General features: G+C 48.7%; 36 protein-coding genes. 8 read left to right on the top strand and 28 right to left on the bottom strand.

What is annotated here, in order from left to right:
• Nucleotides 1-80: 80 nt before the first annotated feature.
• The 24 genes from KNO65_RS08735 to KNO65_RS08620 all read right to left on the bottom strand — a co-directional run bounded on the left by KNO65_RS08735 (nt 81) and on the right by KNO65_RS08620 (nt 10,630).
• Complete coding sequence (locus tag KNO65_RS08735; RefSeq protein WP_214783327.1) at nt 81-314, bottom strand: Holliday junction resolvase RecU; 234 nt, start codon at nt 312-314, stop codon at nt 81-83.
• Entirely contained in the window at nt 311-685 is a 375-nt protein-coding gene (locus tag KNO65_RS08730; protein WP_214783325.1) for a hypothetical protein, read from the bottom strand. Before KNO65_RS08730 ends, KNO65_RS08735 begins: the two co-directional genes overlap by 4 nt.
• Complete coding sequence (locus KNO65_RS08725; protein ID WP_214783322.1) at nt 682-828, bottom strand: hypothetical protein; 147 nt, start codon at nt 826-828, stop codon at nt 682-684. The genes KNO65_RS08730 and KNO65_RS08725 overlap by 4 nt, the downstream gene beginning before the upstream one ends.
• Nucleotides 828-1,112 carry a hypothetical protein gene (locus KNO65_RS08720; protein ID WP_214783319.1) on the bottom strand — a complete coding sequence of 95 codons (285 nt, stop codon included), beginning with the start codon at nt 1,110-1,112 and terminating at the stop codon, nt 828-830. Before KNO65_RS08720 ends, KNO65_RS08725 begins: the two co-directional genes overlap by 1 nt.
• On the bottom strand, nt 1,109-1,525 hold the full coding sequence (locus tag KNO65_RS08715; protein ID WP_251131676.1) for a DUF3310 domain-containing protein: 417 nt from the start codon (nt 1,523-1,525) through the stop codon (nt 1,109-1,111). Before KNO65_RS08715 ends, KNO65_RS08720 begins: the two co-directional genes overlap by 4 nt.
• The gene (locus KNO65_RS08710; protein ID WP_214783316.1) at nt 1,522-2,376 is read right to left on the bottom strand and encodes a hypothetical protein; all 855 of its coding nucleotides are present in this window, start codon (nt 2,374-2,376) and stop codon (nt 1,522-1,524) included. The genes KNO65_RS08715 and KNO65_RS08710 overlap by 4 nt, the downstream gene beginning before the upstream one ends.
• On the bottom strand, nt 2,373-2,780 hold the full coding sequence (locus tag KNO65_RS08705) for a helix-turn-helix domain-containing protein (protein WP_214783313.1): 408 nt from the start codon (nt 2,778-2,780) through the stop codon (nt 2,373-2,375). The genes KNO65_RS08710 and KNO65_RS08705 overlap by 4 nt, the downstream gene beginning before the upstream one ends.
• A gap of 85 nt (nt 2,781-2,865) precedes the next feature.
• On the bottom strand, nt 2,866-3,333 hold the full coding sequence (locus KNO65_RS08700; RefSeq protein WP_214783310.1) for a hypothetical protein: 468 nt from the start codon (nt 3,331-3,333) through the stop codon (nt 2,866-2,868).
• A complete protein-coding gene (locus tag KNO65_RS08695) occupies nt 3,323-3,820 on the bottom strand; it encodes a hypothetical protein (RefSeq protein ID WP_214783307.1) in 498 nt (165 codons plus the stop codon). Before KNO65_RS08695 ends, KNO65_RS08700 begins: the two co-directional genes overlap by 11 nt.
• A 160-nt stretch (nt 3,821-3,980) precedes the next feature.
• Complete coding sequence (locus KNO65_RS08690; protein WP_214783304.1) at nt 3,981-4,139, bottom strand: hypothetical protein; 159 nt, start codon at nt 4,137-4,139, stop codon at nt 3,981-3,983.
• Complete coding sequence (locus KNO65_RS08685) at nt 4,129-5,448, bottom strand: replicative DNA helicase (protein ID WP_214783301.1); 1,320 nt, start codon at nt 5,446-5,448, stop codon at nt 4,129-4,131. The genes KNO65_RS08690 and KNO65_RS08685 overlap by 11 nt, the downstream gene beginning before the upstream one ends.
• Nucleotides 5,390-5,758: a replicative helicase loader/inhibitor gene (locus KNO65_RS08680; RefSeq protein ID WP_214783298.1), complete on the bottom strand. Its 369-nt coding sequence runs from the start codon at nt 5,756-5,758 to the stop codon at nt 5,390-5,392. Before KNO65_RS08680 ends, KNO65_RS08685 begins: the two co-directional genes overlap by 59 nt.
• A 4-nt stretch (nt 5,759-5,762) precedes the next feature.
• Complete coding sequence (locus KNO65_RS08675) at nt 5,763-6,506, bottom strand: helix-turn-helix domain-containing protein (protein ID WP_214783295.1); 744 nt, start codon at nt 6,504-6,506, stop codon at nt 5,763-5,765.
• Nucleotides 6,507-6,516: 10 nt separating this feature from the next.
• Nucleotides 6,517-6,942 carry a single-stranded DNA-binding protein gene (locus KNO65_RS08670; protein ID WP_214783292.1) on the bottom strand — a complete coding sequence of 142 codons (426 nt, stop codon included), beginning with the start codon at nt 6,940-6,942 and terminating at the stop codon, nt 6,517-6,519.
• Nucleotides 6,939-7,133, bottom strand: coding sequence for a hypothetical protein (locus tag KNO65_RS08665; RefSeq protein WP_214783289.1), 195 nt, complete (start codon nt 7,131-7,133; stop codon nt 6,939-6,941). The genes KNO65_RS08670 and KNO65_RS08665 overlap by 4 nt, the downstream gene beginning before the upstream one ends.
• Complete coding sequence (locus KNO65_RS08660) at nt 7,120-7,776, bottom strand: ERF family protein (protein ID WP_214783286.1); 657 nt, start codon at nt 7,774-7,776, stop codon at nt 7,120-7,122. The genes KNO65_RS08665 and KNO65_RS08660 overlap by 14 nt, the downstream gene beginning before the upstream one ends.
• Before the next feature lie 12 nt (nt 7,777-7,788).
• Entirely contained in the window at nt 7,789-8,286 is a 498-nt protein-coding gene (locus tag KNO65_RS08655) for a siphovirus Gp157 family protein (RefSeq protein WP_214783283.1), read from the bottom strand.
• Entirely contained in the window at nt 8,283-8,537 is a 255-nt protein-coding gene (locus KNO65_RS08650; RefSeq protein WP_214783280.1) for a hypothetical protein, read from the bottom strand. The genes KNO65_RS08655 and KNO65_RS08650 overlap by 4 nt, the downstream gene beginning before the upstream one ends.
• Complete coding sequence (locus tag KNO65_RS08645) at nt 8,534-8,830, bottom strand: hypothetical protein (RefSeq protein ID WP_214783277.1); 297 nt, start codon at nt 8,828-8,830, stop codon at nt 8,534-8,536. Before KNO65_RS08645 ends, KNO65_RS08650 begins: the two co-directional genes overlap by 4 nt.
• A gap of 1 nt (nt 8,831) precedes the next feature.
• The gene (locus tag KNO65_RS08640) at nt 8,832-9,041 is read right to left on the bottom strand and encodes a hypothetical protein (protein ID WP_214783275.1); all 210 of its coding nucleotides are present in this window, start codon (nt 9,039-9,041) and stop codon (nt 8,832-8,834) included.
• Nucleotides 9,038-9,223: a hypothetical protein gene (locus KNO65_RS08635; RefSeq protein ID WP_214783272.1), complete on the bottom strand. Its 186-nt coding sequence runs from the start codon at nt 9,221-9,223 to the stop codon at nt 9,038-9,040. Before KNO65_RS08635 ends, KNO65_RS08640 begins: the two co-directional genes overlap by 4 nt.
• Before the next feature lie 90 nt (nt 9,224-9,313).
• Entirely contained in the window at nt 9,314-9,556 is a 243-nt protein-coding gene (locus tag KNO65_RS08630) for a helix-turn-helix domain-containing protein (RefSeq protein ID WP_214783270.1), read from the bottom strand.
• A 16-nt stretch (nt 9,557-9,572) separates the two neighbouring features.
• Nucleotides 9,573-10,340 (bottom strand): phage antirepressor, encoded by a 768-nt coding sequence (locus tag KNO65_RS08625; RefSeq protein ID WP_214783267.1) that lies wholly within the window; start codon nt 10,338-10,340, stop codon nt 9,573-9,575.
• A gap of 77 nt (nt 10,341-10,417) precedes the next feature.
• Nucleotides 10,418-10,630 carry a helix-turn-helix domain-containing protein gene (locus KNO65_RS08620; RefSeq protein WP_214783264.1) on the bottom strand — a complete coding sequence of 71 codons (213 nt, stop codon included), beginning with the start codon at nt 10,628-10,630 and terminating at the stop codon, nt 10,418-10,420.
• Nucleotides 10,631-10,777: 147 nt separating this feature from the next.
• Between KNO65_RS08620 and KNO65_RS08615 the strand changes: the two genes are divergently transcribed.
• On the top strand, nt 10,778-11,191 hold the full coding sequence (locus KNO65_RS08615; protein ID WP_214783261.1) for a helix-turn-helix domain-containing protein: 414 nt from the start codon (nt 10,778-10,780) through the stop codon (nt 11,189-11,191).
• Nucleotides 11,192-11,203: 12 nt separating this feature from the next.
• Here KNO65_RS08615 and KNO65_RS08610 read toward each other — a convergent pair whose 3' ends face one another.
• Nucleotides 11,204-11,365, bottom strand: coding sequence for a hypothetical protein (locus KNO65_RS08610; protein WP_214783258.1), 162 nt, complete (start codon nt 11,363-11,365; stop codon nt 11,204-11,206).
• A gap of 222 nt (nt 11,366-11,587) precedes the next feature.
• Between KNO65_RS08610 and KNO65_RS08605 the strand changes: the two genes are divergently transcribed.
• The 3 genes from KNO65_RS08605 (at nt 11,588) to KNO65_RS08595 (ending at nt 14,552) form a co-directional block, all read left to right on the top strand.
• Nucleotides 11,588-12,406: an Rv1352/Rv1906c domain-containing protein gene (locus KNO65_RS08605; protein ID WP_214783255.1), complete on the top strand. Its 819-nt coding sequence runs from the start codon at nt 11,588-11,590 to the stop codon at nt 12,404-12,406.
• A 329-nt stretch (nt 12,407-12,735) separates the two neighbouring features.
• Nucleotides 12,736-13,335, top strand: a complete 600-nt coding sequence (locus tag KNO65_RS08600) for a hypothetical protein (RefSeq protein ID WP_214783252.1) — start codon at nt 12,736-12,738, stop codon at nt 13,333-13,335.
• Nucleotides 13,336-13,856: 521 nt separating this feature from the next.
• Nucleotides 13,857-14,552 (top strand): queuosine precursor transporter, encoded by a 696-nt coding sequence (locus tag KNO65_RS08595; RefSeq protein WP_078146857.1) that lies wholly within the window; start codon nt 13,857-13,859, stop codon nt 14,550-14,552.
• 38 nt (nt 14,553-14,590) lie between these two features.
• Here the strand turns inward: KNO65_RS08595 and KNO65_RS08590 are convergent, their stop codons facing one another.
• A complete protein-coding gene (locus KNO65_RS08590; protein ID WP_078146856.1) occupies nt 14,591-14,839 on the bottom strand; it encodes a hypothetical protein in 249 nt (82 codons plus the stop codon).
• Nucleotides 14,840-14,986: 147 nt separating this feature from the next.
• Here KNO65_RS08590 and KNO65_RS08585 point away from each other — a divergent pair, with 147 nt between their 5' ends.
• The 3 genes from KNO65_RS08585 (at nt 14,987) to KNO65_RS08575 (ending at nt 16,405) form a co-directional block, all read left to right on the top strand.
• The gene (locus tag KNO65_RS08585; RefSeq protein WP_012726233.1) at nt 14,987-15,343 is read left to right on the top strand and encodes a PilZ domain-containing protein; all 357 of its coding nucleotides are present in this window, start codon (nt 14,987-14,989) and stop codon (nt 15,341-15,343) included.
• Between the two features lie 84 nt (nt 15,344-15,427).
• Nucleotides 15,428-16,069, top strand: coding sequence for a hypothetical protein (locus KNO65_RS08580; protein WP_078146855.1), 642 nt, complete (start codon nt 15,428-15,430; stop codon nt 16,067-16,069).
• 63 nt (nt 16,070-16,132) lie between these two features.
• Nucleotides 16,133-16,405, top strand: coding sequence for a hypothetical protein (locus tag KNO65_RS08575; RefSeq protein ID WP_214783249.1), 273 nt, complete (start codon nt 16,133-16,135; stop codon nt 16,403-16,405).
• Between the two features lie 63 nt (nt 16,406-16,468).
• On the opposite strand, the gene KNO65_RS15780 is transcribed toward KNO65_RS08575, so the two are convergent.
• Nucleotides 16,469-16,597 carry a hypothetical protein gene (locus KNO65_RS15780; protein ID WP_256363520.1) on the bottom strand — a complete coding sequence of 43 codons (129 nt, stop codon included), beginning with the start codon at nt 16,595-16,597 and terminating at the stop codon, nt 16,469-16,471.
• 60 nt (nt 16,598-16,657) lie between these two features.
• Nucleotides 16,658-19,321: a cation-transporting P-type ATPase gene (locus KNO65_RS08570; RefSeq protein ID WP_214783246.1), complete on the bottom strand. Its 2,664-nt coding sequence runs from the start codon at nt 19,319-19,321 to the stop codon at nt 16,658-16,660.
• A 259-nt stretch (nt 19,322-19,580) separates the two neighbouring features.
• Between KNO65_RS08570 and KNO65_RS08565 the strand changes: the two genes are divergently transcribed.
• On the top strand, nt 19,581-20,615 hold the full coding sequence (locus tag KNO65_RS08565; protein WP_214783243.1) for a PTS sugar transporter subunit IIC: 1,035 nt from the start codon (nt 19,581-19,583) through the stop codon (nt 20,613-20,615).
• The last annotated feature ends 38 nt before the right edge of the window (nt 20,616-20,653 follow it).

Raw genomic sequence — 20,653 nt, 5'->3', positions numbered from 1 at the left:
GTTCACCTCGTGAACAAGTATGCGAGAAGGAGACAAAATTGTACATTCTTATCCCATCACTTTAGGACACATTAAAAGTATCATTTATACTTCGTGTCGAACGTGATGTAGTTGCCGTCTGCGATGCCGTAGAAGTCGAGCCCCGCCTTGCCCTTGTGAAACGCGTTGACGATTTGTCCTTTGCGCCCACGTATCGTCTTGACCTCAGCGTGCGCCTGGTGGATCAATGCCTCCTGCCGCATCCGATACACGTGGTTGCTCTGGATGACGAGGGCTTCGAGGTCCTTGCCTCGGTTCTTGACGCTCGTGGTCATTCGCTCGCCTCCGACAGTTCTGACATTGGGAATCCGCGTTGAATAAATTCTTTAAAGTCTGTAAATTTATCAACGTAGCAGAGTTCCTCGTACAATCGCGACATATCATTTCGTGTCAACTCGGCATGAAAATAACTATTCACTCTTTCGAGTAGGCGATTGGCGTCTCGTTCTTTCAGCCCCTTACAGATCGGGCGACAAAGCGCAAACACAACACTTGTTTTGACATCGTCCATATCATTGCAATTGGTAATCGATGTGTAGGTATTGGTAGGCTCATCGATGATTAAGTCACCATATCGATTAATTAAGTCAACCCCGAATTCCCGCATGAATTGGAACACTTCGTTCACCTTTAGATTCTCGTTCATTCGCTCGCCCCCGTTTCCTTCTCAATCTCGATGATGCAGTCCATCAACCGCTCGTTCTCGTCCTTCAAGTCGTCGATTCGATTCTGGAGCACGATGGCGTAGATGCCGAGTGCGATGGCAGTCAATCCGTAGAGTATGGTCATTAGATCCACCCCTTCTCGAGCGCCTCTTGCAAATTATCTTCATCGATTCGTCGATCGCCGATTTCATACCACCATCCCTCTTTGATAAGCAGGATTTGCTTGTCTCTTTCAGGGATGTCCTCTTTGTCATCCAGTATCTTGAGACGCGTCGCTCTCATGTCGGTGTACTCGCCACTCATTCCATATGCCTCGCTATGAAGAATCGCTTTACCTCGAGTTTCAGCAAAAACAACTTCGCAGTATCCTTCTGTACAAAACGGGTCCTCCACTTTCCAAGCCTTCATCGCCCCTCAACCTCCTCGATGAGCATCTCAACGTAGTGCTTCGCCTTGCGCAGGTCTTCCAATCCATTCTTCTTGTCATACCGCTGTAGGTATTTCAGCGCGTTCCCCCGCAAGAACCCCTCCACCTGTTCCGACGGGCAATTGGCGCGTAGGAAGGCGATGGTGTCGATGCCTGTGTCGTAGTGAGCGGGTTTTTGCGGCTCATCTTGCGGTTCGACTGGCGCGTCGCCTTCGATAAAGTCTAAATAGCTTGGGTCAATCGAAAACTTCATTCCATCAAATTCAACAATTGCTTGCTTAAATATCGGGAGATACCTTTTTAGAACAACAGCGTCCCCGCGATACAATTCCTTTCTCGGATCACCAAGGTAATCTTTATTCAGCAGGTATACTCCACCAATAATTTTCTTCATCTACCCAACTCCCTTTCCAGCGTATAGGCAATCGTCGTGCGCTCGATCAGCTTGCCGTTCTCCACGACCACTTCGACATCGTGCGCCACGTCGTGAATCTCCTGTGAGCGCGCCGTCAGATACTCAGCCCACACATCCTTATCGCGGTTGATGACGCGTGTGGACGGCTTCTTGTGCTCGATATGCTTCTGGACTTCACCGATGAGTTCTGACACCTCTTCGGGCTTGAACGCGGTCACGGCGCTCTCTAGGCGGGCTGTCGTCGTTTCTTTCACGGTTGGTTCCTCCTTTTGGTCGGTTGGATAGATGAGGTTCGGGTATTTCGGTCGTATCGGCTCTTTCTTCCTCGGCTTCGTCGTCTTGGTGAGTCCGTATTTGTTCTTGACGGTGTACAACAGGTTCACCCCGATGCCGAGTTCGTTGATGATCTCCTTGTTCTTGAATCCCTTCTCCATCAATTCTTTGATTTTGACGGCTAACATTTCGTGTCGTTCCGCCACTTTCATAGATCCCACCTCGATTTCCACTTTTTTTGGTTCGATTTTTGGTTTCGGCTTTCGTTTGAACCCATGCTCGTCCACGATGTCACGGATCGTCTTCTGGTGCTTGCCTAAGATTTGAGCGATGGCGTACTTGCCGAGTCGTTCCTCTTCATAGAGTTCCTTGACCTGTTTAACCAGCACGGAGCGTTCGTCCTTGCGCTCGTCTCGCTCGACACCTTGGATGAACGGTCGAATCACGTCTTCGGTCACATCGTACAGGCGACATAGCTCAAGTAGGTCCATGCCCCGCTGGTACTGTTTGCGAACGACGCTTGGGATGATGGGATTATGGTCGATTTCCGTCGTCATGGTTTGGCTCCCTTCTTCAAATCGTGCACCTTTATGATTTCGCTGATGCGCTGTTTCGAGACGCCTAATTCTTCGGCAATCTTCACTTGGCTCCAACCTTTGCTGTACAGCCTAGCGACTTTATCGAGTTGACTCACTGTTCGGATGCCGTATCGTCGGCATAATGCGTCAACATTGCCACGGTCGATACCTAACAGGGCGGCGATGTCCTTGCGGCTATACCCATCACTTGCGAGCCGTCTGATTTCATCCGTGCGCCCTGCCGTCTTTTCGGTCGGCTTGGCGGGTCTGCCGTTGCCTTGCTTCTCAATCTCCCGTTTCGCCGTCCAGCCGTACTCCTTCACGACGGCTTGGATGTCCTTCTTCTTCAAGCCCATCAGCCGGGCGATCTGCAGAGGCGACATGCCCCGCTCCGTCCGTTTCTTGATGAGCTGGAGCTGCACGCTGTACGGGATGTCCTTGTCTTCGACCAATGCGCCAAGTTCTTCGTCAATCATGTCGTTCACTCTCCCAAAATGTCACATCGTATTTCCCTTCAAGCACGCTTGCCACTTGCGAGATGAGGCGGTTTCGAAGGTTGAAGTAATGCTGCCGTGAGATGGATAATGCTGCCGCCGTCCGTTCGGGTGTGAAGCGGTGACGAGGATGGTACACGTGATTCCAGATATAGCGCTCATCGTCTGTGATGAGGTCGTACTGGTCTTCGAGCAACTTCTTAAGGCGTTCCATCTGTTCCACTTCTGAACGCTTGTGAACGGCGTTGAACGTCGGGTCAGACGGAGCGGTTCGTCCGCTCCCTTCCCGTAAGCTGTAACTTGCCGTCGTGGTCGTCGCTTGCTCAGCACGCATCTTGGCTGATTCAATCTTGGACGGCATGCGGTGATAGTCGAAGAGGAGACGCTCGATGCGCTTCCGCTCCTTCTTGCTGAGTCTCGTGCTCAATAGTTCATCTTGCATCCGTTTGGTCTCCTTTCTGTTTCTGGACGACGGCGATGTATGTCTCCCCGTCACAGTAAAAGTCGGTCGAGATGCCCCCGATCTGTGTCCATCCGGTATCGAGGTGCTCCTGCAACTTCCGTTCGAGCTGTCGGCGGTCTGGGCTCTTCAATAGCTTCTTGCCGTTCTGACCGAAACCGCATACGAGCGAGTGCCAATGTTTCTGGTCTTCGGTCACGTTTTTCTGTTTCATCTTGTGCTTCGAGCGCTGTTTCTTCGACTCAGAGATGCTGATGAATTGTTTCGGCATGTCCGGCTGGATGTCGGGTTTCTGTGGGATGCGCTTCGTCGGGTCGACCGCGCCCATCTCTCTAAGTACGTCAGCGACTTCCATCGTCGTGACCATGTATTCGGCACGCGGGTCTAAATTATGTTGAATCGTGATGTCGTGTGCGTTCATGCCGTTCGAATAGAGTGTCAGTATCTTCCGCTTCATGCGTTTGTCCATGTACGATGTACCTCCCAGCCCTCTTTCAGGTGACGTTGCAACTCTTGCTGGCTCATATCGTGATACAGGGTGATCCGCGTGTCTCCCTCATACCGGATGAGGAACACCTCACGCGTTCCCCGATACCGGACGAAGGTCTGCGGCTTCTTCTTGCGGCGGTTCATTTGAGCACCCACTCGTAACGGTTGAGGAGTGTGTACATCATGTCCTCGCTGATGACAGTGACGTTGCGGATGCTGCCCTCCACGACCGCATGCAGGATGCGGTGGCGCGGGAAGAGCAGGAAGCGTTGGTTTTGATGCGTCAGTTCATAGACCATGTGGGACCTCCCTTTCGAATGGCAACAGTTTTCCGGTTTCCTTATTGAAATACAGCTGTACCTTGCCGAGTTCGCCGTCCCGTTGCTTTGAGACGATGACCTCCATGATGTTCTGGTCTTCCGTGTCGGCGTCATAGTAGTCCTCGCGATGCAGGAAGAGGATGGTGTCTGCGTCCTGCTCGATAGAACCCGAGCCGCGTAGGTCGCTCTTCTGCGGTCGCTTGTCCTGCCGTTGCTCCAGTGCCCGGTTGAGCTGGGCGAGGAGGATGACAGGCGTCCGTAGTTCGACCGCTATCTCCTTACAGACCCGACTGATCTCCGTGAGGCTCATCACCTCGGTCATGCGCGGGTCACTCGCTGGGATGATGTGCAGGTGGTCGATGAGGACGACGTGACGCTTGTCCCCGAACCGCTTCTTGTCCCGCTTCACCTCACGCTTGATGTCATGGATCGTCAGCCCTGAGGCGGCGTGGTTGATGATGGGGCGCTTCGACAGGTCATTCATGTAGTTGACCCCGCGTTGAATCTGGTTCAGGTCGAGCCGTTCGTGCGCCTTCTTGAGCTTGCGTAACGGGACGCCTGTACCGAGTGCGACGAGTCGCCGCATGATTTCCTCGTCCCCGACTTCATACGAGAAGTTGGAGACGCCGACATCCTGTTCGCTCAGGTTGTGCCCGAGGTTCATGCCGAAGGCGGTCTTCCCGACGCTTGGACGGGCACCGACGACGATGAGGTCTGTCGGTTTCACGCCGTCCAGCACATCGTCGAGCGGTTTGATGCCGGTATAGATCAGGTCGTCCTCTTTCTTGTTGAGCAGTTGCAGGAAGAGGAGCGACAGCCCGTAGGCGTCCGTCCCTTGATGTTTCTGCGTCGTCTGTCCGAGTAGTTCGAGGTTCGTCTGTAAGTCCTCGATGGACGTCTCGCCGTTCAGGTACTCGGCGGCCGCCCGTTTCGCCTTACGTTCCCGACTCGACTCCTTGACGAGCTTGGCGTAATGCTCGGCGTGATTGAGGGATGTGCAGGCTTCGGTACAAGATACGATGGTGTCGAAGCCACCGATCTCCTCAAAGAGATTGCCCTGTGACAATGTCTCGACGAGGGTCGTCAGGTCGAGTTCGACGCCGAGTTGTTTCGTCGTCTGCATCGCGTCATACAGGATGCGGTGGTTCGCATAGCTGAAGTCGTCGGTGGTGAGGTCGAGCTCGTCATACAGCTCACCCCGTTCGATGATGGCACCGAGGACGGCCTTTTCAGCCTCGCTGACGTTGCTGTACGAGTTGTTTAAAGGCGTCGCGCTTGATTCGTTCAATCTCTTGCACCTCCTCTGGCGTGCGTTCGTGCTCGAGGGCGGCGAAGCGCTCCTGTTGCTTGCGTTGATAGTCTGGACCGAACGGATCGGGCGAGACAAAGAGTTCGGCGACCGACGGGGCGAAGCGATTGCCGTCCGCCACGTATTGGTCGAACCGTTTCAGGACAGCGGGTGCCTCGCACTTCATGAGGCGGCGTTCCCAGCTGTCGAGGATTCGTTTCTGCTGCTCCTGCGGCTCATGACGGAACCGAAACGACGGATAGACGTTGTCGATGTCGTCGAGCAGGGCGAGCACTTCCTGTCGTGTCATGTCCTCACTCCCCTAGTAAGAAGGAATCGCGGTCCGGGCTCGGCGGCGCCGGAACCTTACGTTGTTTGGATGCGGCGATGGCTCGTTTGATGGTGGCGAGGTCGGTGTACCCTTTTTGCTCCCAGTCGTTGTAGAGCTTTTGGGTGTAGCGGTAACTCCGCGCGTTGTTCATGGCAGCGGTCTCGATGGCGAAGCCGACGATGTCTTTGCCGTAGTCTTGGATGTCTTGTAGGAGTTGCTCGGTGATGATGCCGTTCGGATAGCCCCAGCCTGCTTTGGTGTAGATGTCTTGGATGTGGAGGAACGCCTGTTTTTGCTCTTGTTGTTTTTGAATGTTCTCTTCATCATCATCTTTAAAGGAATATAGTTCTGGTGCCACTGTGTCACTAGGTGGTGACATGATGTCACTAGGTAGTGACTGTGTGTCACTAGGTACGAACTTTGGAATCGTGTACTGATTCGAGTGATACCGTTTCGTATCAGGATCGAATTGCTTTAAACGAATCAACAAACCTTTATCTACTAATGACTGAACACATCGGATGGCTGTTCGTTTCGAGCACCCTACTTTCTCAGCGATGGTCGTCAATGAAGGGAACGCGTTTCGTGTGCCGTTTGTGGCGTGACGCTTGATGACGATATACGCTAGCTTCTCGTTTGCGTTATCGAATTGAGTGGTTTCATCGATGACGTCGTGCCCCAGTTGGAGAAAGGGCACAACGTTTTTGTCTTGAATGGTGTCTCTCATGTCAGTCACCTCAGAATGGGAGGTCATCGTCACTCAAGTCGATTTTGCCTCCGCTTGAGAAAGCGTCATGATCGCTCGAAGTCTTTGGTTGGCTCGGTGCTGACGATTGCCCCTGCCCTTTCGGTTCGAGGAAGCGAACACTGTCGGCGACCACCTCGGCACGCTGTCGTTTCTGTCCATCCTGTCCTTCATAGCTGCTGATTTGGAGACGACCATCGACGCCTGCCATGTTGCCCTTCTTCAAATACTGAGCGACGTTCTCGGCTTGCTTGCGCCATACGGTGCAGTCGACGAAGTCTGTTTCTTTCTTGCCTTCCTGACCCGTGAACGGGCGGTCACACGCTAGTGTGAATCGTGTGACGGCGATGCCGCTCTGGGTATATCGCATCTCTGGATCTCGTGTCAGTCTGCCTACTAAAACCACTCGGTTAATCATCGTGTGTTCTCCTTCTTAAATCCGTAGTTGTAAAACGTGTTCTCGCGTCGTTCAATGTCACGCATTAGGGCTTGCTCTTGCTCCAAGCCCCAGTGCTCGTCAGCCTGCGCTCTTTCTATCATGTCGAGGACGTGTTCCTCGTCGTGGTCCACTTCGATGCGTTCGTATTCGTCATATTCAGGCAGTTGCATCTTGCTTCGCCTCCTTCTCTTTTGCGGCGATGGCGTTGATCTGTTTGTTCAGATTCGCTTTCACCTTCTCGAAGTCTTCGACCGTCTGGACCCCTGCGATGTTGAACTTGCGGTACACTTCCTCGTTCTCGACGTTCACCTTGTCGGCGATGGCGTCTGCGATGCCTTTCAGGACGGCGATTTGAGTTTCGGATACTTTGGGCGCTTGCTTACGCGGCTGTTGTTTCGCCGGGTTTTGATTCGCATTGTCTGACGCGCTGTTTGCGTCGTCATCGACCTCCGAAGCGATACCGAAGGCTGAACCTAAGCTGTACCGGCGAGCGTACGTGATGGCACTCCCTGCCGTTTGTGCCGTTGCTTTTTGTCCGACCGGAAGGAGTAATGGCTCGAACAAGATCCACTCTCCTGATTCGTGCATGACCATTGTTTGAGCGCCAGCCTTTTCATCCTGATAGATGGGTTCTTGCATGTAGCTGAGCCCGTGTTTCGGGCCAAACTTATTGACTACGTCAACGACACCTTCGAGTGGGACGTAATTAGATTTGAAATGCGGGTTCTTTGCTGACTTCTCTGGCTGTTTGACTTCGGCTTGGAAAGCAGCGAGTGCTTTCGCTATGCTCGCGAGCGTTTCTGAGTGTTTCATGTCCGTTCCTCCTTATCGAATACTCAAGTTTCGGTTGTCGACTAGGACGGCACCTGGCACGTCCAAGCCTTGCTTAAGCGCTTGCTTGATGGCTGTCTTGTCCGCCTCGACGATGGTCTTCGTGCGCTTGAGCGCCTCTGGTAGCGTGTCGAGGTCGAGCACGTTGACGGCTTGCGACTTGCGGAAGCCGATGGTGAACAGCGTGCCCTTCACTTTGTCGATTTGCGCATCGTCGAGCATGTCGTGGAGATACGTCTTCATCCGCTCGACTTTTGCGTCTTGAACGGAGCGGCGTTTTTTCAATCGGTCTTCTTCTGACTTGATCGCCACGCTTTCTTCTTCTAAGGTGCGGATATATTTCGCAATCGTTTCAGCTTTCGCTTCGATGGCTTCATTCAGCGCGTCGAGCGTGTCGCCCACGGCGTCGGAGAGTTCGAGGTCCTCGTGGTCCATGTCAGCGATGGCGTTGAGCAGGTCTTGCTTCTGGCGTGTGAGTTCGTAGAGTTTCATTGTTCTTCCTCCAGTTGTTCGTTTAGGTCTGCAAGTTCGCTCTGATATACTTCGATGTCACTTTCGTAACTTGAACAGAGTTGTTCGAGTTCAGAGGCTACTTTGTCGATATCGCTAGTGATGTCATCCAAGCGATCCATGAGGTATTCGAACCCTTTAGCGAAATCATCTTGTTCAAAATCGTCTATAAATTCTTGGAGGATTTGAGCCGCTTCCGAATCTCTTACTTTTGACTTCGAGTAAATACTCATACCGCTGTCCCTCCGTTCATCTCTTTCAGCATTAAGTCGTAGCAAACGGGTTTCACTCGCTGAATGCCATGTGCGGCGATGAGGCGTTCGAGTTGTAACTCGACCTCGCTTTTTGGCTCGTCCTGTGCGAGGACTTGTTGCCACTCGACCGCTTGGTCGATCTGCGTGATGGCGTCGCTGATTGGTGACGTGATGTTGGCGTTGAGGCTACCGAGTTTGACGATGCGTTCACGGATGTCGTCTAAGTCGGCGGCGATGTCGTTCAGTTCGTTGATTTTGTCGTATGGTGACATGTTATTCGTCCTCCTTCAGTGTGGCTTCCAGTAGGTTCTGCACCTGCTTGATGGCGTTGTAGTAGCCCTGTTCGAGTTCGTAGTCGTAACCGCTGACAACGAGGCGTTCGATGGCTTGGCTGTAATCGCGTCTAAGTTGCGAGAGTTGTTGGTCAAAGCGCTGAATCTTCGTCTCGAGCGTTTGGAGTTGGTCGTGTGCTTGGATGTTCATTCGGTTTCCTCCTTACAACTGAGGTAGCTGATCCCTGCGAACACGGTCGCGAGGGTAAGTGTGACGGCGGCGGCGACAAGGTAGTAGTCGGATTGACCGAGTACCATCGTGAGTAAGAGTGATGCGAGTGCGCTGTAGCCTGTCGTCGTGAACAGGATGTCGACTTGTTTTTGTGTGAGCATGTTATCCTCCATTTCTGAGGCGCCCTGTGGTATACTCAAGGTGTCGAATCAAGAGCGAATGGGGTTTCTGCCTCGTTCGTTTTTTTGCGTTCATTTGTTGAGTTGGTCGAGCCATTCGTAGAGTGCAGAGCGTTCGATGAGCACCCGCTTCTCCACCTTGACGTGAGGTAAGCCGTTGACACGGATGTGTTTATCGACCGCCCAGCGGCTCAGTTTGAGTTCCTCGCATACTTCATTGATGGTCATGTACTCACGGTGTGGCTTGGCGTACTCTTGCATAACCTTGGCGACGGCTGACTCGATCAGTTGGGACATGGCTTGCGTGTCGAACATGGGATGACTCCTTTCTTCAGATGACTTCCTGTTGATCCAGGAACTTATTGATGAAGTAGACTTGACCCTTGCCGGTCACCTTTGTCGTCCGGGTGATGCGGACGCTTCCGTCTGGATTGTTGACGGTCCGTTCCTTCACTTCGAACCAACCGCGCTCCATCGCGTATTGCGTTGGCTCGTTGTAATGTTGGCCACTCTTGCCGAGATAGCCGTTCTGACGCATCCACTCGAAGAGTCGGTTCTGCCCGATGTTGTGTCCGTTCTGCGTGATGAGCTTGGCGAGTTGACCGATGAGGATGCTGGTGTCGCTTGTCGAGACCGCATCAGCGAACAGGACTTTCGGTTTCTGTGTTTCAACCATCCGCTCGGCGTCGATTCGTTTCTGGCGTTCCTCTTTCAAGTCGGTGGCGAGACGGATCAGCGTGTCTGGGTTGAGCAACGCCTCTTCGACCTTCTCAGGTGTGAGGTAGCCGCCGTGCTTGCGGATGGATGGGAGGACTTCACTCGTGACCCATTTGCGGAACCGTTTGGCTTGAGGTTTACGGCTATCGAGGATGACGTCGTATAAGCCATCCTCATTGATGACGGTGACTTCTTGCGGGCGGTTCATTGAGTCAAGGATGACGTCATTACTAATGACACCATCTTCAAGGCGGGTTTTAACCTGTCTAGCGTTGCCGATTTCGAGAACCTTGCACACGTCAGTTAAAACAAATAACGGGTTACTTTCCGAACCAATAATGCGAACGTTATGACCTTCGAAAGTTTTTACGAGTTGATTCATATACACATCTCCTTGTGTTGTTTGATTCAAAAACGGGTAAATCAATAGTGTGTTGTTGCTATTTTAGCAACCCCACTTCACAAAAAATCCGTCACTTCGCATTTATATAGCGCTGCCAGTTTAAATAGCTCATCACCTCGAAATTGGTGGAGTCCATTTTCTCGCTTAGACAATGGCGACGCTGTGCGAAATCCTAAGTGCCGAGCCGCTACATCTAGGGTGATTCGTTTTTGACGACGAATTTGTTTTACCTTGCTCAAATCAACCATCGTTTCGGTGCATTGAAGCATTAGTATCACCTCCTTGTTGCTATTTTAGCAACCTTTGTACACTCATAATAGTTGCTATTTTAGAGAAAGTCAACACTATTTCTCTATTTTGGAGAATTTATTTTTCTGAAACGGAAAAAAGTATATGATAGAAGGGAGAATACTGATATGGAGTTGGTTATAGATATGTACAAGGGTTTTCGTGGGGACCGCTTAAAATCTATGCGGGTTAAAAAGAACATGAGTCTGGATGTATGTGCTGAAAAGTTAGGAACAAACAAGAGTACGTTATCTCGGATTGAAAACAATAAAAAGCCGGTAGATTCAGAAATGTTCGCCGCAATTCTCGAGTTATTAGGAGGGACCGCAGATTATTACATGGGTAGGGTCGAAGATCCGTACATCACTCACGCCGAGTATATTGATCAATTAAGAAAATATCACCTTATTGGTGGCGATATGTTCGCCCCAGACAAGCTTGAGGAACTTTCACAAGAACGCTTCGAAGCATTATTAAAATTTGCGAGAGATCAATATCGCCTTAATCAACTCGATAAAGAATCCAAAAAAGAATCTGACTAATAGTAAAGAGCCTTACGCGGTGGTAGGCTCTTTTTTCGTGACTTTATTGGAGAATTCTTCTTGGGTATATATATACATAACTTGATGTTGGTCATCCCAAAACCAACCAGATACATCCTTAATAGTTTTACCGGACACAACTGCAAGTTTTTCTGGCATTTTAATATCCTTCAAAGAAACCCCTCCGATTACGAACGCGCGTTCTTATTTTATGACTTTAGTATGAGTCATGCCCTATCAATTTTCAAGAAGATTCCCAAAAACAGCAAGAATATTTATTCGACAAAAACGTTTTCGATGTCGAATCTTACATTTTGAAACTTTATTTAACAAAGATGGGTATATGTAGTATAGATGGTATACTGGATGCGATAATTTGAAGGGAGTGAATTTACAATGAAATTTTATCAAAAGACTTGGTTTGTTGTACTAATGCTGTTGCTGTTTTTCCCTGTAGGTTTATTTTTGATGTGGCGGTATCAGAAGTTTAATCAAATTGCACGGATTATCATTACAGTGATTATTGCCCTGGCCGCTATTCCCGCTTTTACAGGTGGCTCGGACGAAACAGCGACAGACCCAGCGCTAGAAGAGACGCCAGCGGTTGAAGCCGAGGCTGACACGAGCGAAGAAGACAAAGCAGCCGCTGAGGAAGCCGCGAAGAAAGAAGCGGAAGAAGCGAAGAAGAAGGAAGAACAAGAAAAGGCATTGGCTGAGGCGCAAGCTGCCGAAGAAGCGAAAGGGAAACAACCTGCAGGTAACTATAAAGTCGGAACCGATATCGATGCTGGGACTTATTTGATTGTGGCAGACGGCGGGATGACATATTATCAACTCGCTAAAGACTCGACCGGAGAACTTACATCCATCATTACCAACGATAACATTATCGGCCACGCTATTTTGACTATGAATGAAGGTGAATACCTAACTGTATCAAGCGGGTGGTTCATGCCATTGGATAAAGTGACAGACGAACTGAAGCCGAAGAGTGGATACTACATGGAAGGCATGTATCGAGTAGGAACTGATATCCCCGCCGGTGAATACCAAATCGAACCTACTTCGGGCATGGGCTACTACGAAATCACAAATGGCACGAGAGGAAATCTCATGGATATTGTTACGAACAACAATATCGAGTCTCCAACTTATGTCACAATCTCAGCTGGCCAGATTCTTAAAATGAATGGAACGCAGGTTAAAGTGAAATAAACCAAAGTTATTGTATAAAAAAGACCCGTTAAGGTCTTTTTTTATCGGTCGATGGCCCTGTCACTATAATTGGATATTTGTCAGAATGATTTTTTCAAATGTAGATATATGTAAAGTAGTTACTACAATGGACTTGAAGAATTGAAAGGGGTGACTGTATGTTGGAGTTGTTAAGTCAGGTCGGTATAGTGTTTTTTGCATTTGCGTTCATTTTCCATATGGCAGCACGTAAAGAGGTGTCTAAGGATGAGGAGAAAGGTTTGGAAAGCGCACCGCGAATGTTAAAAATGAAACGTATTACCGGGCGAATAATGGGAGTCACTAGTGTATTGGTTTTAGCCACGCTTGTGCTAGGCGATGATGAATCTACACCGAAAGAGGAAGTAGTTGCGCAAAGTGAACAATCAACAGAGCAGGAAGTCGAAGAAGTCGATTATTCTGAAATGGCAAGAAGCGCGTCCGATGTTCGTGATCTAGAGACGGCACTGAAACAACTCGATGAATCAATCGAATCGATTCGCCTTGAAGGGAATCTTGCTGTCGTCCGCTACGACAGTGAAGAGTCTGCATGGAGTGAAAATACGATGGTCAAGGAGTTCGCGACGGACTCGACGAAGATTCTCGCGATTATCCAGGAAAATCCGAACTACTCAGATATCGCCTTTGAACGATTCGGAACGCTAGTCGATGAGAAAGGGAATGAGCGGGAGTCGGGACTTATCAAAGCGCTATACTTCGAGGCGGACATCGACGCGTTGAACTTCGAGAATTTCACGGACATGGTGTGGGTAGACGCATCGAAGTTTTACACCAACGCGACTGGCTATGCAATTAACGGAGCTATTTATCCTAAAATCGAAACAGAACTTCAATATAACATGAAATGGGCTAACGATCCCGAGACCGACGTATACAACGTTTATTTTTAATCCTTTTCCGTGCACAGCATTGTGCACACTTACCGCCCATGCACAGGCGAATTCACAGTTTTAAACACCAATAACTTACAATAACGATTTAGAGAATGGCTCAACCACGCCATACCTCGCACGAACATACTTCCACGAACATCCAAATTAGAAATGGTAATGCTGCAGCACGAGTTCGATTCTCGTCGGAGGCATCAAGAATACCGCTCAATTGAGCGGTGATAAGCACTTCCTGTTTATGACAGGAGGTGCTTTCTTTTTGTCCGTTCCCACTTTGTTCCCACTTTCCTAATTTTCATGTCACGAACACCGCTTTGTCGAATCGATTTTCAATTTGTCGAACGATTGCACTTCACAGGGTATTTCCACTAGCACTTTTTTGATATACAAGAAGGTTTTATAATTTACAGTGTTTACTTAAGTGGACCCTCTCCCTCCCCCCTCACCTTGACATCATTTCCGTTCCTCTATAAACTTGAAAAGTTGAAATCATTGAATAGTTAGAGGAAGGAGCATGATTCATGCTAAACGAATGGTTATGGATTCCTTCTGCCATCCTTACACTCGGACTACTCGTCCTCAGTTACAAGTTATTCGGACGAGTCGGCTTATATGCTTGGATTGCGATGGCTTCGGTCGTAGCAAACATCCAAGTCACGCAACAGATTGTAATTGGCGGATATATTTTCACGCTCGGTAACATCGTTTACGGTTCGCTCTACTTGGCAACCGATATTCTGAACGAAAAACATGGGCGAGCGGCTGCCCGTAAAGGCGTATGGCTCGGATTTTTCATCTTGATCGTCTCAACGGTACTCATGCAATATGCACTTTTATATGAGCCGTTTGAAGAGGCACTGTTCATGCATGAAAGCTTCGAGGCACTCTTCTCGATGCTGCCATTGATCACACTCGGTAGCCTTGCCGCCTATTTGGTCTCTCAATTGTTCGATGTCTTCGTCTATTCGAAGATCCGTGCAAAAACGGGCGAGAAGAAGCTTTGGCTTCGTACGACAGGTTCGACCGTCTTATCTCAACTGATTGATACTTTCACGTTCTGCATCATCGCATTCTGGGGAATGGAATGGGACATTTGGTGGAACATCTTTATCACGACATACGTGGCAAAGTTTGTGATCGCGTGGATGGCGACACCGTTTATGTATTACGCAAAACGAACAAATCCACAAGACGAAACCGAACAGGATGCAGCATAAAGAAAAGCCGTAACTTCAACATGAAGTTACGGCTTTTCTTATGGTCGTTCAATCAGGATACGCACAGCATACGGACGGGCTTCTTCAATCGACGCCGACTCTCGACAGACGGTAATCGCTTTGAATGCATCAATCGCGACCGCCTCGATGGTATGATCGTTCGTTTCGACTTCAAGAATGGTATAAGCAGGTAAGCGCTCGAGTTTAACCCACTCCCCGTTACGTTTTTTTTCATAGATGACTGGTGTTTGAATCGAGTAACGTCGGAGTAAATCATGGACATTCATCTGATCTCCTCCCTATTCAAATCGTACATCCATTATAGAAAGCGCTTTCAAATTTGTAAAGCGAGTACACTATAATTTTATACAATCTTCCACTTCATTTTAAATTCAATTTTGCCGATAAAAGAAGTAAAGAAATGGGGTGAATTGATGCGTTATCGCCGACAGGAGACGTTCCGCTATATCCTACCGAATCCCCGTACCATCCCTTATCGACTTGTATGGGAAGAAAAAGAACTCTATGATGGGGAAGGATTGCTCCTCAATGTGAGTTCTCATGGATTAAAATTGCGATCGGACTACCTCTTCCCGCTCTCTGATGATTTACAGGTCCATTTTCTTTTCGACCTCGTTCCGACGCTTCAACCGATCGAACTCATGGGACATGTCAGACACCGTGGCCAAACGGGCTCGCTGTATGATTATGGAATCATGCTTGATGTGAAGGCTGACGAAACTCAGCAACTCGTCACGATGATTAAAACGTATGCACGTGAAAATAAATGAGAACATGCGTCAGGCATCTTCTCATTTTTTCGTGTCTCCAAAAGAGGGTATACTACAACTATCAATCATTGACGAGGTGTTCGTATGACAAGAAAATTCTTATTGATTCCTTGGGGACTGGCAATTGCATTCGCCGTCATCGGTCCAAATGTCCCGTTCGACGGACGCTTTCTTCTCGATTTTGTGACTTATAATACCGAGGCGTACGAAGGCTATTCTCTATCGCTCTTTAGTATCTTAGGGGTGTTTCCCCTGGCGATGTTTCCACTTCTTTGGTCAGAAGTGAATCAGCTCAAACCGAATCCACTCATCGCCGCTGTCACCAGTTTTTTCGTTGGGGGATTTCTACTCGCTCCTTATTTGGCTTTTGCGAGACAGTCACCTTATCCGACCCCGGTCAAACCGCTGCCGACCCGTATCCTCGGCGTTGTGCTTTTACTGGTGACAATCGGGTTGTTCATCGCTGCAGCCAATACCGGAAATGTTGCTGAATACTGGTCATATGTGGAGAACAATCAATTTGTTCGAACGATGACCGTTGATTTCTTCTTGTTGGCATTCATTCAAATCACGTTAATGAATCGGGACGCGAAACGCTATAAAATGAGTTTATGGCCGCTCCCTTACATCCCGTTGTTCGGTCTCATTTTTTGGCTCATGATTCGTCATCAAAAACCGTTCAACGAAGCACCTCCAAAGCGTGAACGGGCTGAAATGAAACATTGAGCACCCATTTTTCATCAAAAACGGCTATACTAGAAATTAGTTTTTAATGAAGGAGACCATCACATGCGTTATTTCCAAGTCACTTCTTATGTGACTGTCAAGAATGAAGAACTCGAATTCAATGAATATGTAAAAGTTCCAAACCAAAAAGTCGATCAATTTTTGAAAGACACATTGGAACTAGATTTATACGATGACCAAGTGACATTGCGCGAATGTGTTGTCGAAAAAGGGAAATGGGAATGCCCAGTCGGTGATTTTGTCATCACGGAACATATGAACGAGAAAGCATTCAATCGGCTACAAAATAGCCGCTCTGTAAAGTCAACATCATAAACCAACTCAAAAAGATCCTCCTAGCTTATTTCAGCTAGGAGGATCTTTTACCTGTTACACGCTTTATTCGTTCGATTCTTCCTCTGGATCAGGGTCAGGATGCTGTGTCGGAGCCGGTTTTTTCGCCGGGTTCGATTCATCATCCGGTAGCGGATCCGGGTGAACCCCTGGTTGTGATTCGTCACGCTTCATCGTATCCCTCCTTCATATTTACTCCACTTGTTTAACCTTTTTTCACATGAATGAAACGTATCAGTGTATATTCCGGTTGCCGATGACACGTCTGGAGATTGCCTTCTCAATTTCAACAATGATAAAGACGACGGCACCAAATGCCACTGGATAAATCCAATCTTCCCACGTTAATGGAGCGGTACCGAATAACGTGTGCATAAACGGTACGTACGTGATGAACAATTGTAGGGCAATGAGTAAGGCCGATACGAGAAACGCAATCTTATTGTCAAAGAAATGTCGGTTGAATGCAGGTGCCAACTCCGTACGGCAGTTGTACAAGTGGAAGAGCTGGGCCATGACGATGGCATTCAAGGTAATCGTTTGTAATTTCTCGGTCGAGTAGTCGAAATCTCCGAGCATATAGTTGATCCATAAACTACCGCCCCCGATAATAATTGAAACGAAGGTGACGCGGAAAATATAGTATCGGCTGAGTAGCGGCACATTGGCCGGACGTGGCGGTCGTTTCATCGTACTCTCTTCGAGTGGTTCGAAAGCGATTGCTAAAGATAGAGTAATCGCGACAACCATGTTGACCCATAAAATCTGCACAGGACTGAGCGGTGCAGCCGCTCCGAGCAAGATACTCATTGCCACAAGCAACGCTTGACCTCCGTTTGTCGGAAGCAAGAAGAGAATGGTTTTCTTCAGGTTATCGTACACACGTCGTCCTTCTCGTACGGCGTTATAGATCGTTTTGAAGTTGTCATCGACAAGAACCATCTGAGATGCTTCTTTCGCTACTTCCGTCCCTTTAATCCCCATTGCCACACCAATGTCAGCACGTTTTAAGGCAGGTGCGTCGTTCACACCATCTCCTGTCATCGATGTAATCAGACCGTTCTCTTGCAATCCTTTGACGAGACGAAGCTTGTCGTTAGGGCTGGTCCGTGCGAATACATCGTTATGAACGGAAGCCTCTTTGATTTCTTCATCTGTCATATCTGTCAATTCACGACCTTCGAGGGCGCCTTCCACTTCCATGCCCAGTTCTTTTGCAATCGCGACAGCGGTATCTTTATGATCACCCGTGATCATTTTAATTCGGATTCCAGCATCACGACACGCGGCAACCGCATCGATGGCCTCTTGTCGAGGTGGGTCGACGATTCCAAATAAGCCGAGGAAAGTCAGACCATCTTCAACATCCTCATGGTCGATTGACGCTTTTGAACTGTCGACACGTTTTAGACCAGCACCGAGAACGCGTTGACCGCGGTCGGCAATCTCTTTTCGTTTTTCATCCCAATAGTTTTGTTTAAAGTCTTCAGACGACGCCATATCAAAGAGTCGGTCCGGCGCCCCTTTGACAAAAATCATTCGCTCTCCTTTGTAATCGACGAGCGTCGCCATGTATTTATATTCAGAATCGAACGGAATCTTCGAGATCACTTTTAAACGTTCAATTGGGCGTTCAGCTTTCTCAGCGACCGTCAACAGACAAGCCTCTGTCGGATCGCCGTTGATGACCCAGTCGCCGTCTTCTTCATTCAACTGAGAATCGTTACACGTCTTCCCGACGGTTAACAGGTCAATCATGGATTCATCATCATCCAAGTCAAACGGTTGACCATTCAATTCGAGATCTCCATTCGGAGCATATCCGCTACCCGAGACTTCGATATCATGGTTCGCCGTCACGATTTGTTTGACCGTCATCTCATTCTTCGTCAACGTACCCGTCTTATCCGTACAAATGACAGATACAGCACCAAGCGTTTCGACAGATGGTAAACTTCGAACAATCGCTTTTTGTTCAGCCATATTCCGGACACCGAGTGCCAAAATGATAGAGATGACGGCAGGCAACCCCTCAGGAATCGCCGCAACGGCAAGACCGATTGTCGTCAGCATCAATTCGACCGGCTCATAATCTCGTAAAAAGTAACCGAACGCATAAATCACGACGGAGATGATTAAGATGGCGATGGACACCGTTTGACCAAACTTTGTTGTTTGACGAATCAGAGGGGTTTTGACGGTCTGGACTTCTGAGATTGAAGCGTTGATTTGACCGAGTTCCGTACCTTCACCGATGGCCGTCACGATGGCTTTGGCACTTCCCGTCGCGACACTCGTGCCCGAGTACACCATGTTTTTTCGGTCAGCCAACACCGCGTCTTCTTTCACGACGTCCGATTTTTTCTCGACAGTCGTCGCTTCTCCGGTTAACGCCGATTCCTCAACCTTAAATTTTTCAGCTTGAACGACACGGGCATCGGCCGGCACTTTATCTCCGGCAGCAAGTACAAGGACATCCCCCACGACCAGGTCACTTGAATCAATCTCAGATTGCTTGCCGTTTCGAACGATGGTCGCCTTTGTTTCTAATAATTTTTTGATTCCTTCGAGCGCTTCTTCTGCCTTATTTTCTTGAAGGTATCCGACGACGCCGATAATCGTGACGACTAAAACGATGACGATCGTATCGATGTACTCCCCTAAGAATCCTGTGACGACGGCAGCCGCTAATAAGACGTACACGAGAACATCATTGAATTGTCTTAGAAATTTTATAATTTCAGGGGTTTTCTCTTTCTCCGGCAATACGTTTTTGCCGAATTCGTCTTGACGACTTGTGACACTTTCTGTTGTAAGACCTGATTCAAGATCAGTCTCCACATGGGTTCGCACCTCATCTACTTCGAGCGCATGCCACGGTCTGTCTTCGTTCTGCATGATTCATCCTCCTCGACCAATACTTTTTGAAAAGTCTTTCCCCTATCTGTTCCCAATCTCATGCGGCTCGACACGTGCAAACTTGTAGAATTGATGTCATTTTTCAAAGAAAACGCTTTCTTGATTTGGAATTTCTAATTGTAACCGGTATCATTGTTCAATTTTAATTTTTCTTTTGAATATGGCTTTACAGAAGTCTTTCTATGCATGAATATAGAATAAATTATGAATAAATAGAGATAGAAAGAAGGAAGAGTTTATGGTCATTATTCAAGGAATCGCACTTTTACTGCTCATCCTCGCCTTGTTCACATTATTTAGTTACAAGGCGCCTTTTGGAATGAAGGCGATGGGAGCATTGGCCGGTGCTGCAATCGCGAGTTTCCTCGTCGAAGCGTTCAACGCGTACGCAATCGGCGGATTGCTGCCACTTCCTCTTTATGAAGAAGTAGGTCAAGCGGCTGGCGCTTTGTCAGGTCCTGCCGCTGCGGCTCTTGTCGCCATCGCACTTGGAATCAACCCCGTCTATAGTTTGATGATCGGGTTGTCTGTATCGGGATTCGGAATCCTTCCTGGCTTTTTTGCAGGATATCTTTTGGCTTTGGCTGGCACTCGAATCAATCGCTATCTGCCGACCGGCGTCGATATGATTTTTTACGTCATCGTGATGGCACCGCTCGCCCGTCTCGTCGCGACAGGGGTAGACCCACTCGTGACAAACACACTTGAACAGATTGGAGCTGTCATCGAACTGGCAGCAACACAAAATCCGGTTGTCATGGGTCTCGTCTTAGGAGGGATCGTCACGGTCGTATCGACGTCGCCTCTCAGTTCGATGGCCTTGACGGCGATGCTTGGTTTGACAGGTGTACCGATGGCAATTGCCGCGCTTGCGTTGACTGCGTCCATTTCAATGAATTACTTGTTATTCCGTCAATTGAAAATCGGAACAAAGAAAGATCAGCTTTCTGTCGCCATCGAACCGTTGACGCAAGCTGACCTCATTTCCGCTAACCCAATTCCAATTTACAGTGTCAACTTTGTCGGTGGAGCCATCGCCGGGTTGATTGTCGCCATGACCGGTATGATCAACGATGCACCGGGTTCGGCAGCCGGGATTCCGGGACTTCTTGTCATGTATGGTTTCAACGATTGGGAAACAGTCACCTTCACAGCCGTTGTACTGTTCATCCTCGGAATCGGTTTTGGCTTGATCGGAAGTCGTTTGTTCAAAAATTTCCCGATTGTCCGTCATACGGAAAAAGTCGAATCGACAGAAGAAGATGCAGCCTAATCAAAAAATCGATGCACGTTCGAACAAAATGTTCGGCG

Source organism: Exiguobacterium sp. S3 (genome assembly GCF_018617295.1).
Lineage (GTDB): Bacteria > Bacillota > Bacilli > Exiguobacteriales > Exiguobacteriaceae > Exiguobacterium > Exiguobacterium profundum.
The sequence above is the reverse complement of the archived record's forward strand: the minus strand, read 5'-3'. Positions and strand labels throughout refer to the sequence as shown.

Coding starts and splice junctions, on each gene's coding strand:
- KNO65_RS08715 (WP_251131676.1), bottom strand. CDS start 1,525: ATGAAGAAAATTATTGGTGGAGTATACCTGCTGAATAAAGATTACCTT.
- KNO65_RS08595 (WP_078146857.1), top strand. CDS start 13,857: ATGCTAAACGAATGGTTATGGATTCCTTCTGCCATCCTTACACTCGGA.
- KNO65_RS08590 (WP_078146856.1), bottom strand. CDS start 14,839: ATGAATGTCCATGATTTACTCCGACGTTACTCGATTCAAACACCAGTC.
- KNO65_RS08615 (WP_214783261.1), top strand. CDS start 10,778: ATGGAGTTGGTTATAGATATGTACAAGGGTTTTCGTGGGGACCGCTTA.
- KNO65_RS08585 (WP_012726233.1), top strand. CDS start 14,987: ATGCGTTATCGCCGACAGGAGACGTTCCGCTATATCCTACCGAATCCC.
- KNO65_RS08695 (WP_214783307.1), bottom strand. CDS start 3,820: ATGGACAAACGCATGAAGCGGAAGATACTGACACTCTATTCGAACGGC.
- KNO65_RS15780 (WP_256363520.1), bottom strand. CDS start 16,597: ATGAAGCGTGACGAATCACAACCAGGGGTTCACCCGGATCCGCTACCG.
- KNO65_RS08580 (WP_078146855.1), top strand. CDS start 15,428: ATGACAAGAAAATTCTTATTGATTCCTTGGGGACTGGCAATTGCATTC.
- KNO65_RS08650 (WP_214783280.1), bottom strand. CDS start 8,537: ATGAGTATTTACTCGAAGTCAAAAGTAAGAGATTCGGAAGCGGCTCAA.
- KNO65_RS08710 (WP_214783316.1), bottom strand. CDS start 2,376: ATGACGACGGAAATCGACCATAATCCCATCATCCCAAGCGTCGTTCGC.
- KNO65_RS08655 (WP_214783283.1), bottom strand. CDS start 8,286: ATGAAACTCTACGAACTCACACGCCAGAAGCAAGACCTGCTCAACGCC.
- KNO65_RS08640 (WP_214783275.1), bottom strand. CDS start 9,041: ATGAACATCCAAGCACACGACCAACTCCAAACGCTCGAGACGAAGATT.
- KNO65_RS08675 (WP_214783295.1), bottom strand. CDS start 6,506: ATGAGAGACACCATTCAAGACAAAAACGTTGTGCCCTTTCTCCAACTG.
- KNO65_RS08565 (WP_214783243.1), top strand. CDS start 19,581: ATGGTCATTATTCAAGGAATCGCACTTTTACTGCTCATCCTCGCCTTG.
- KNO65_RS08645 (WP_214783277.1), bottom strand. CDS start 8,830: ATGTCACCATACGACAAAATCAACGAACTGAACGACATCGCCGCCGAC.
- KNO65_RS08730 (WP_214783325.1), bottom strand. CDS start 685: ATGAACGAGAATCTAAAGGTGAACGAAGTGTTCCAATTCATGCGGGAA.
- KNO65_RS08680 (WP_214783298.1), bottom strand. CDS start 5,758: ATGACACGACAGGAAGTGCTCGCCCTGCTCGACGACATCGACAACGTC.
- KNO65_RS08670 (WP_214783292.1), bottom strand. CDS start 6,942: ATGATTAACCGAGTGGTTTTAGTAGGCAGACTGACACGAGATCCAGAG.
- KNO65_RS08720 (WP_214783319.1), bottom strand. CDS start 1,112: ATGAAGGCTTGGAAAGTGGAGGACCCGTTTTGTACAGAAGGATACTGC.
- KNO65_RS08665 (WP_214783289.1), bottom strand. CDS start 7,133: ATGCAACTGCCTGAATATGACGAATACGAACGCATCGAAGTGGACCAC.
- KNO65_RS08705 (WP_214783313.1), bottom strand. CDS start 2,780: ATGTCGCCTCTGCAGATCGCCCGGCTGATGGGCTTGAAGAAGAAGGAC.
- KNO65_RS08605 (WP_214783255.1), top strand. CDS start 11,588: ATGAAATTTTATCAAAAGACTTGGTTTGTTGTACTAATGCTGTTGCTG.
- KNO65_RS08735 (WP_214783327.1), bottom strand. CDS start 314: ATGACCACGAGCGTCAAGAACCGAGGCAAGGACCTCGAAGCCCTCGTC.
- KNO65_RS08635 (WP_214783272.1), bottom strand. CDS start 9,223: ATGCTCACACAAAAACAAGTCGACATCCTGTTCACGACGACAGGCTAC.
- KNO65_RS08660 (WP_214783286.1), bottom strand. CDS start 7,776: ATGAAACACTCAGAAACGCTCGCGAGCATAGCGAAAGCACTCGCTGCT.
- KNO65_RS08700 (WP_214783310.1), bottom strand. CDS start 3,333: ATGCAAGATGAACTATTGAGCACGAGACTCAGCAAGAAGGAGCGGAAG.
- KNO65_RS08725 (WP_214783322.1), bottom strand. CDS start 828: ATGACCATACTCTACGGATTGACTGCCATCGCACTCGGCATCTACGCC.
- KNO65_RS08570 (WP_214783246.1), bottom strand. CDS start 19,321: ATGCAGAACGAAGACAGACCGTGGCATGCGCTCGAAGTAGATGAGGTG.
- KNO65_RS08690 (WP_214783304.1), bottom strand. CDS start 4,139: ATGGTCTATGAACTGACGCATCAAAACCAACGCTTCCTGCTCTTCCCG.
- KNO65_RS08630 (WP_214783270.1), bottom strand. CDS start 9,556: ATGTTCGACACGCAAGCCATGTCCCAACTGATCGAGTCAGCCGTCGCC.
- KNO65_RS08575 (WP_214783249.1), top strand. CDS start 16,133: ATGCGTTATTTCCAAGTCACTTCTTATGTGACTGTCAAGAATGAAGAA.
- KNO65_RS08625 (WP_214783267.1), bottom strand. CDS start 10,340: ATGAATCAACTCGTAAAAACTTTCGAAGGTCATAACGTTCGCATTATT.
- KNO65_RS08620 (WP_214783264.1), bottom strand. CDS start 10,630: ATGCTTCAATGCACCGAAACGATGGTTGATTTGAGCAAGGTAAAACAA.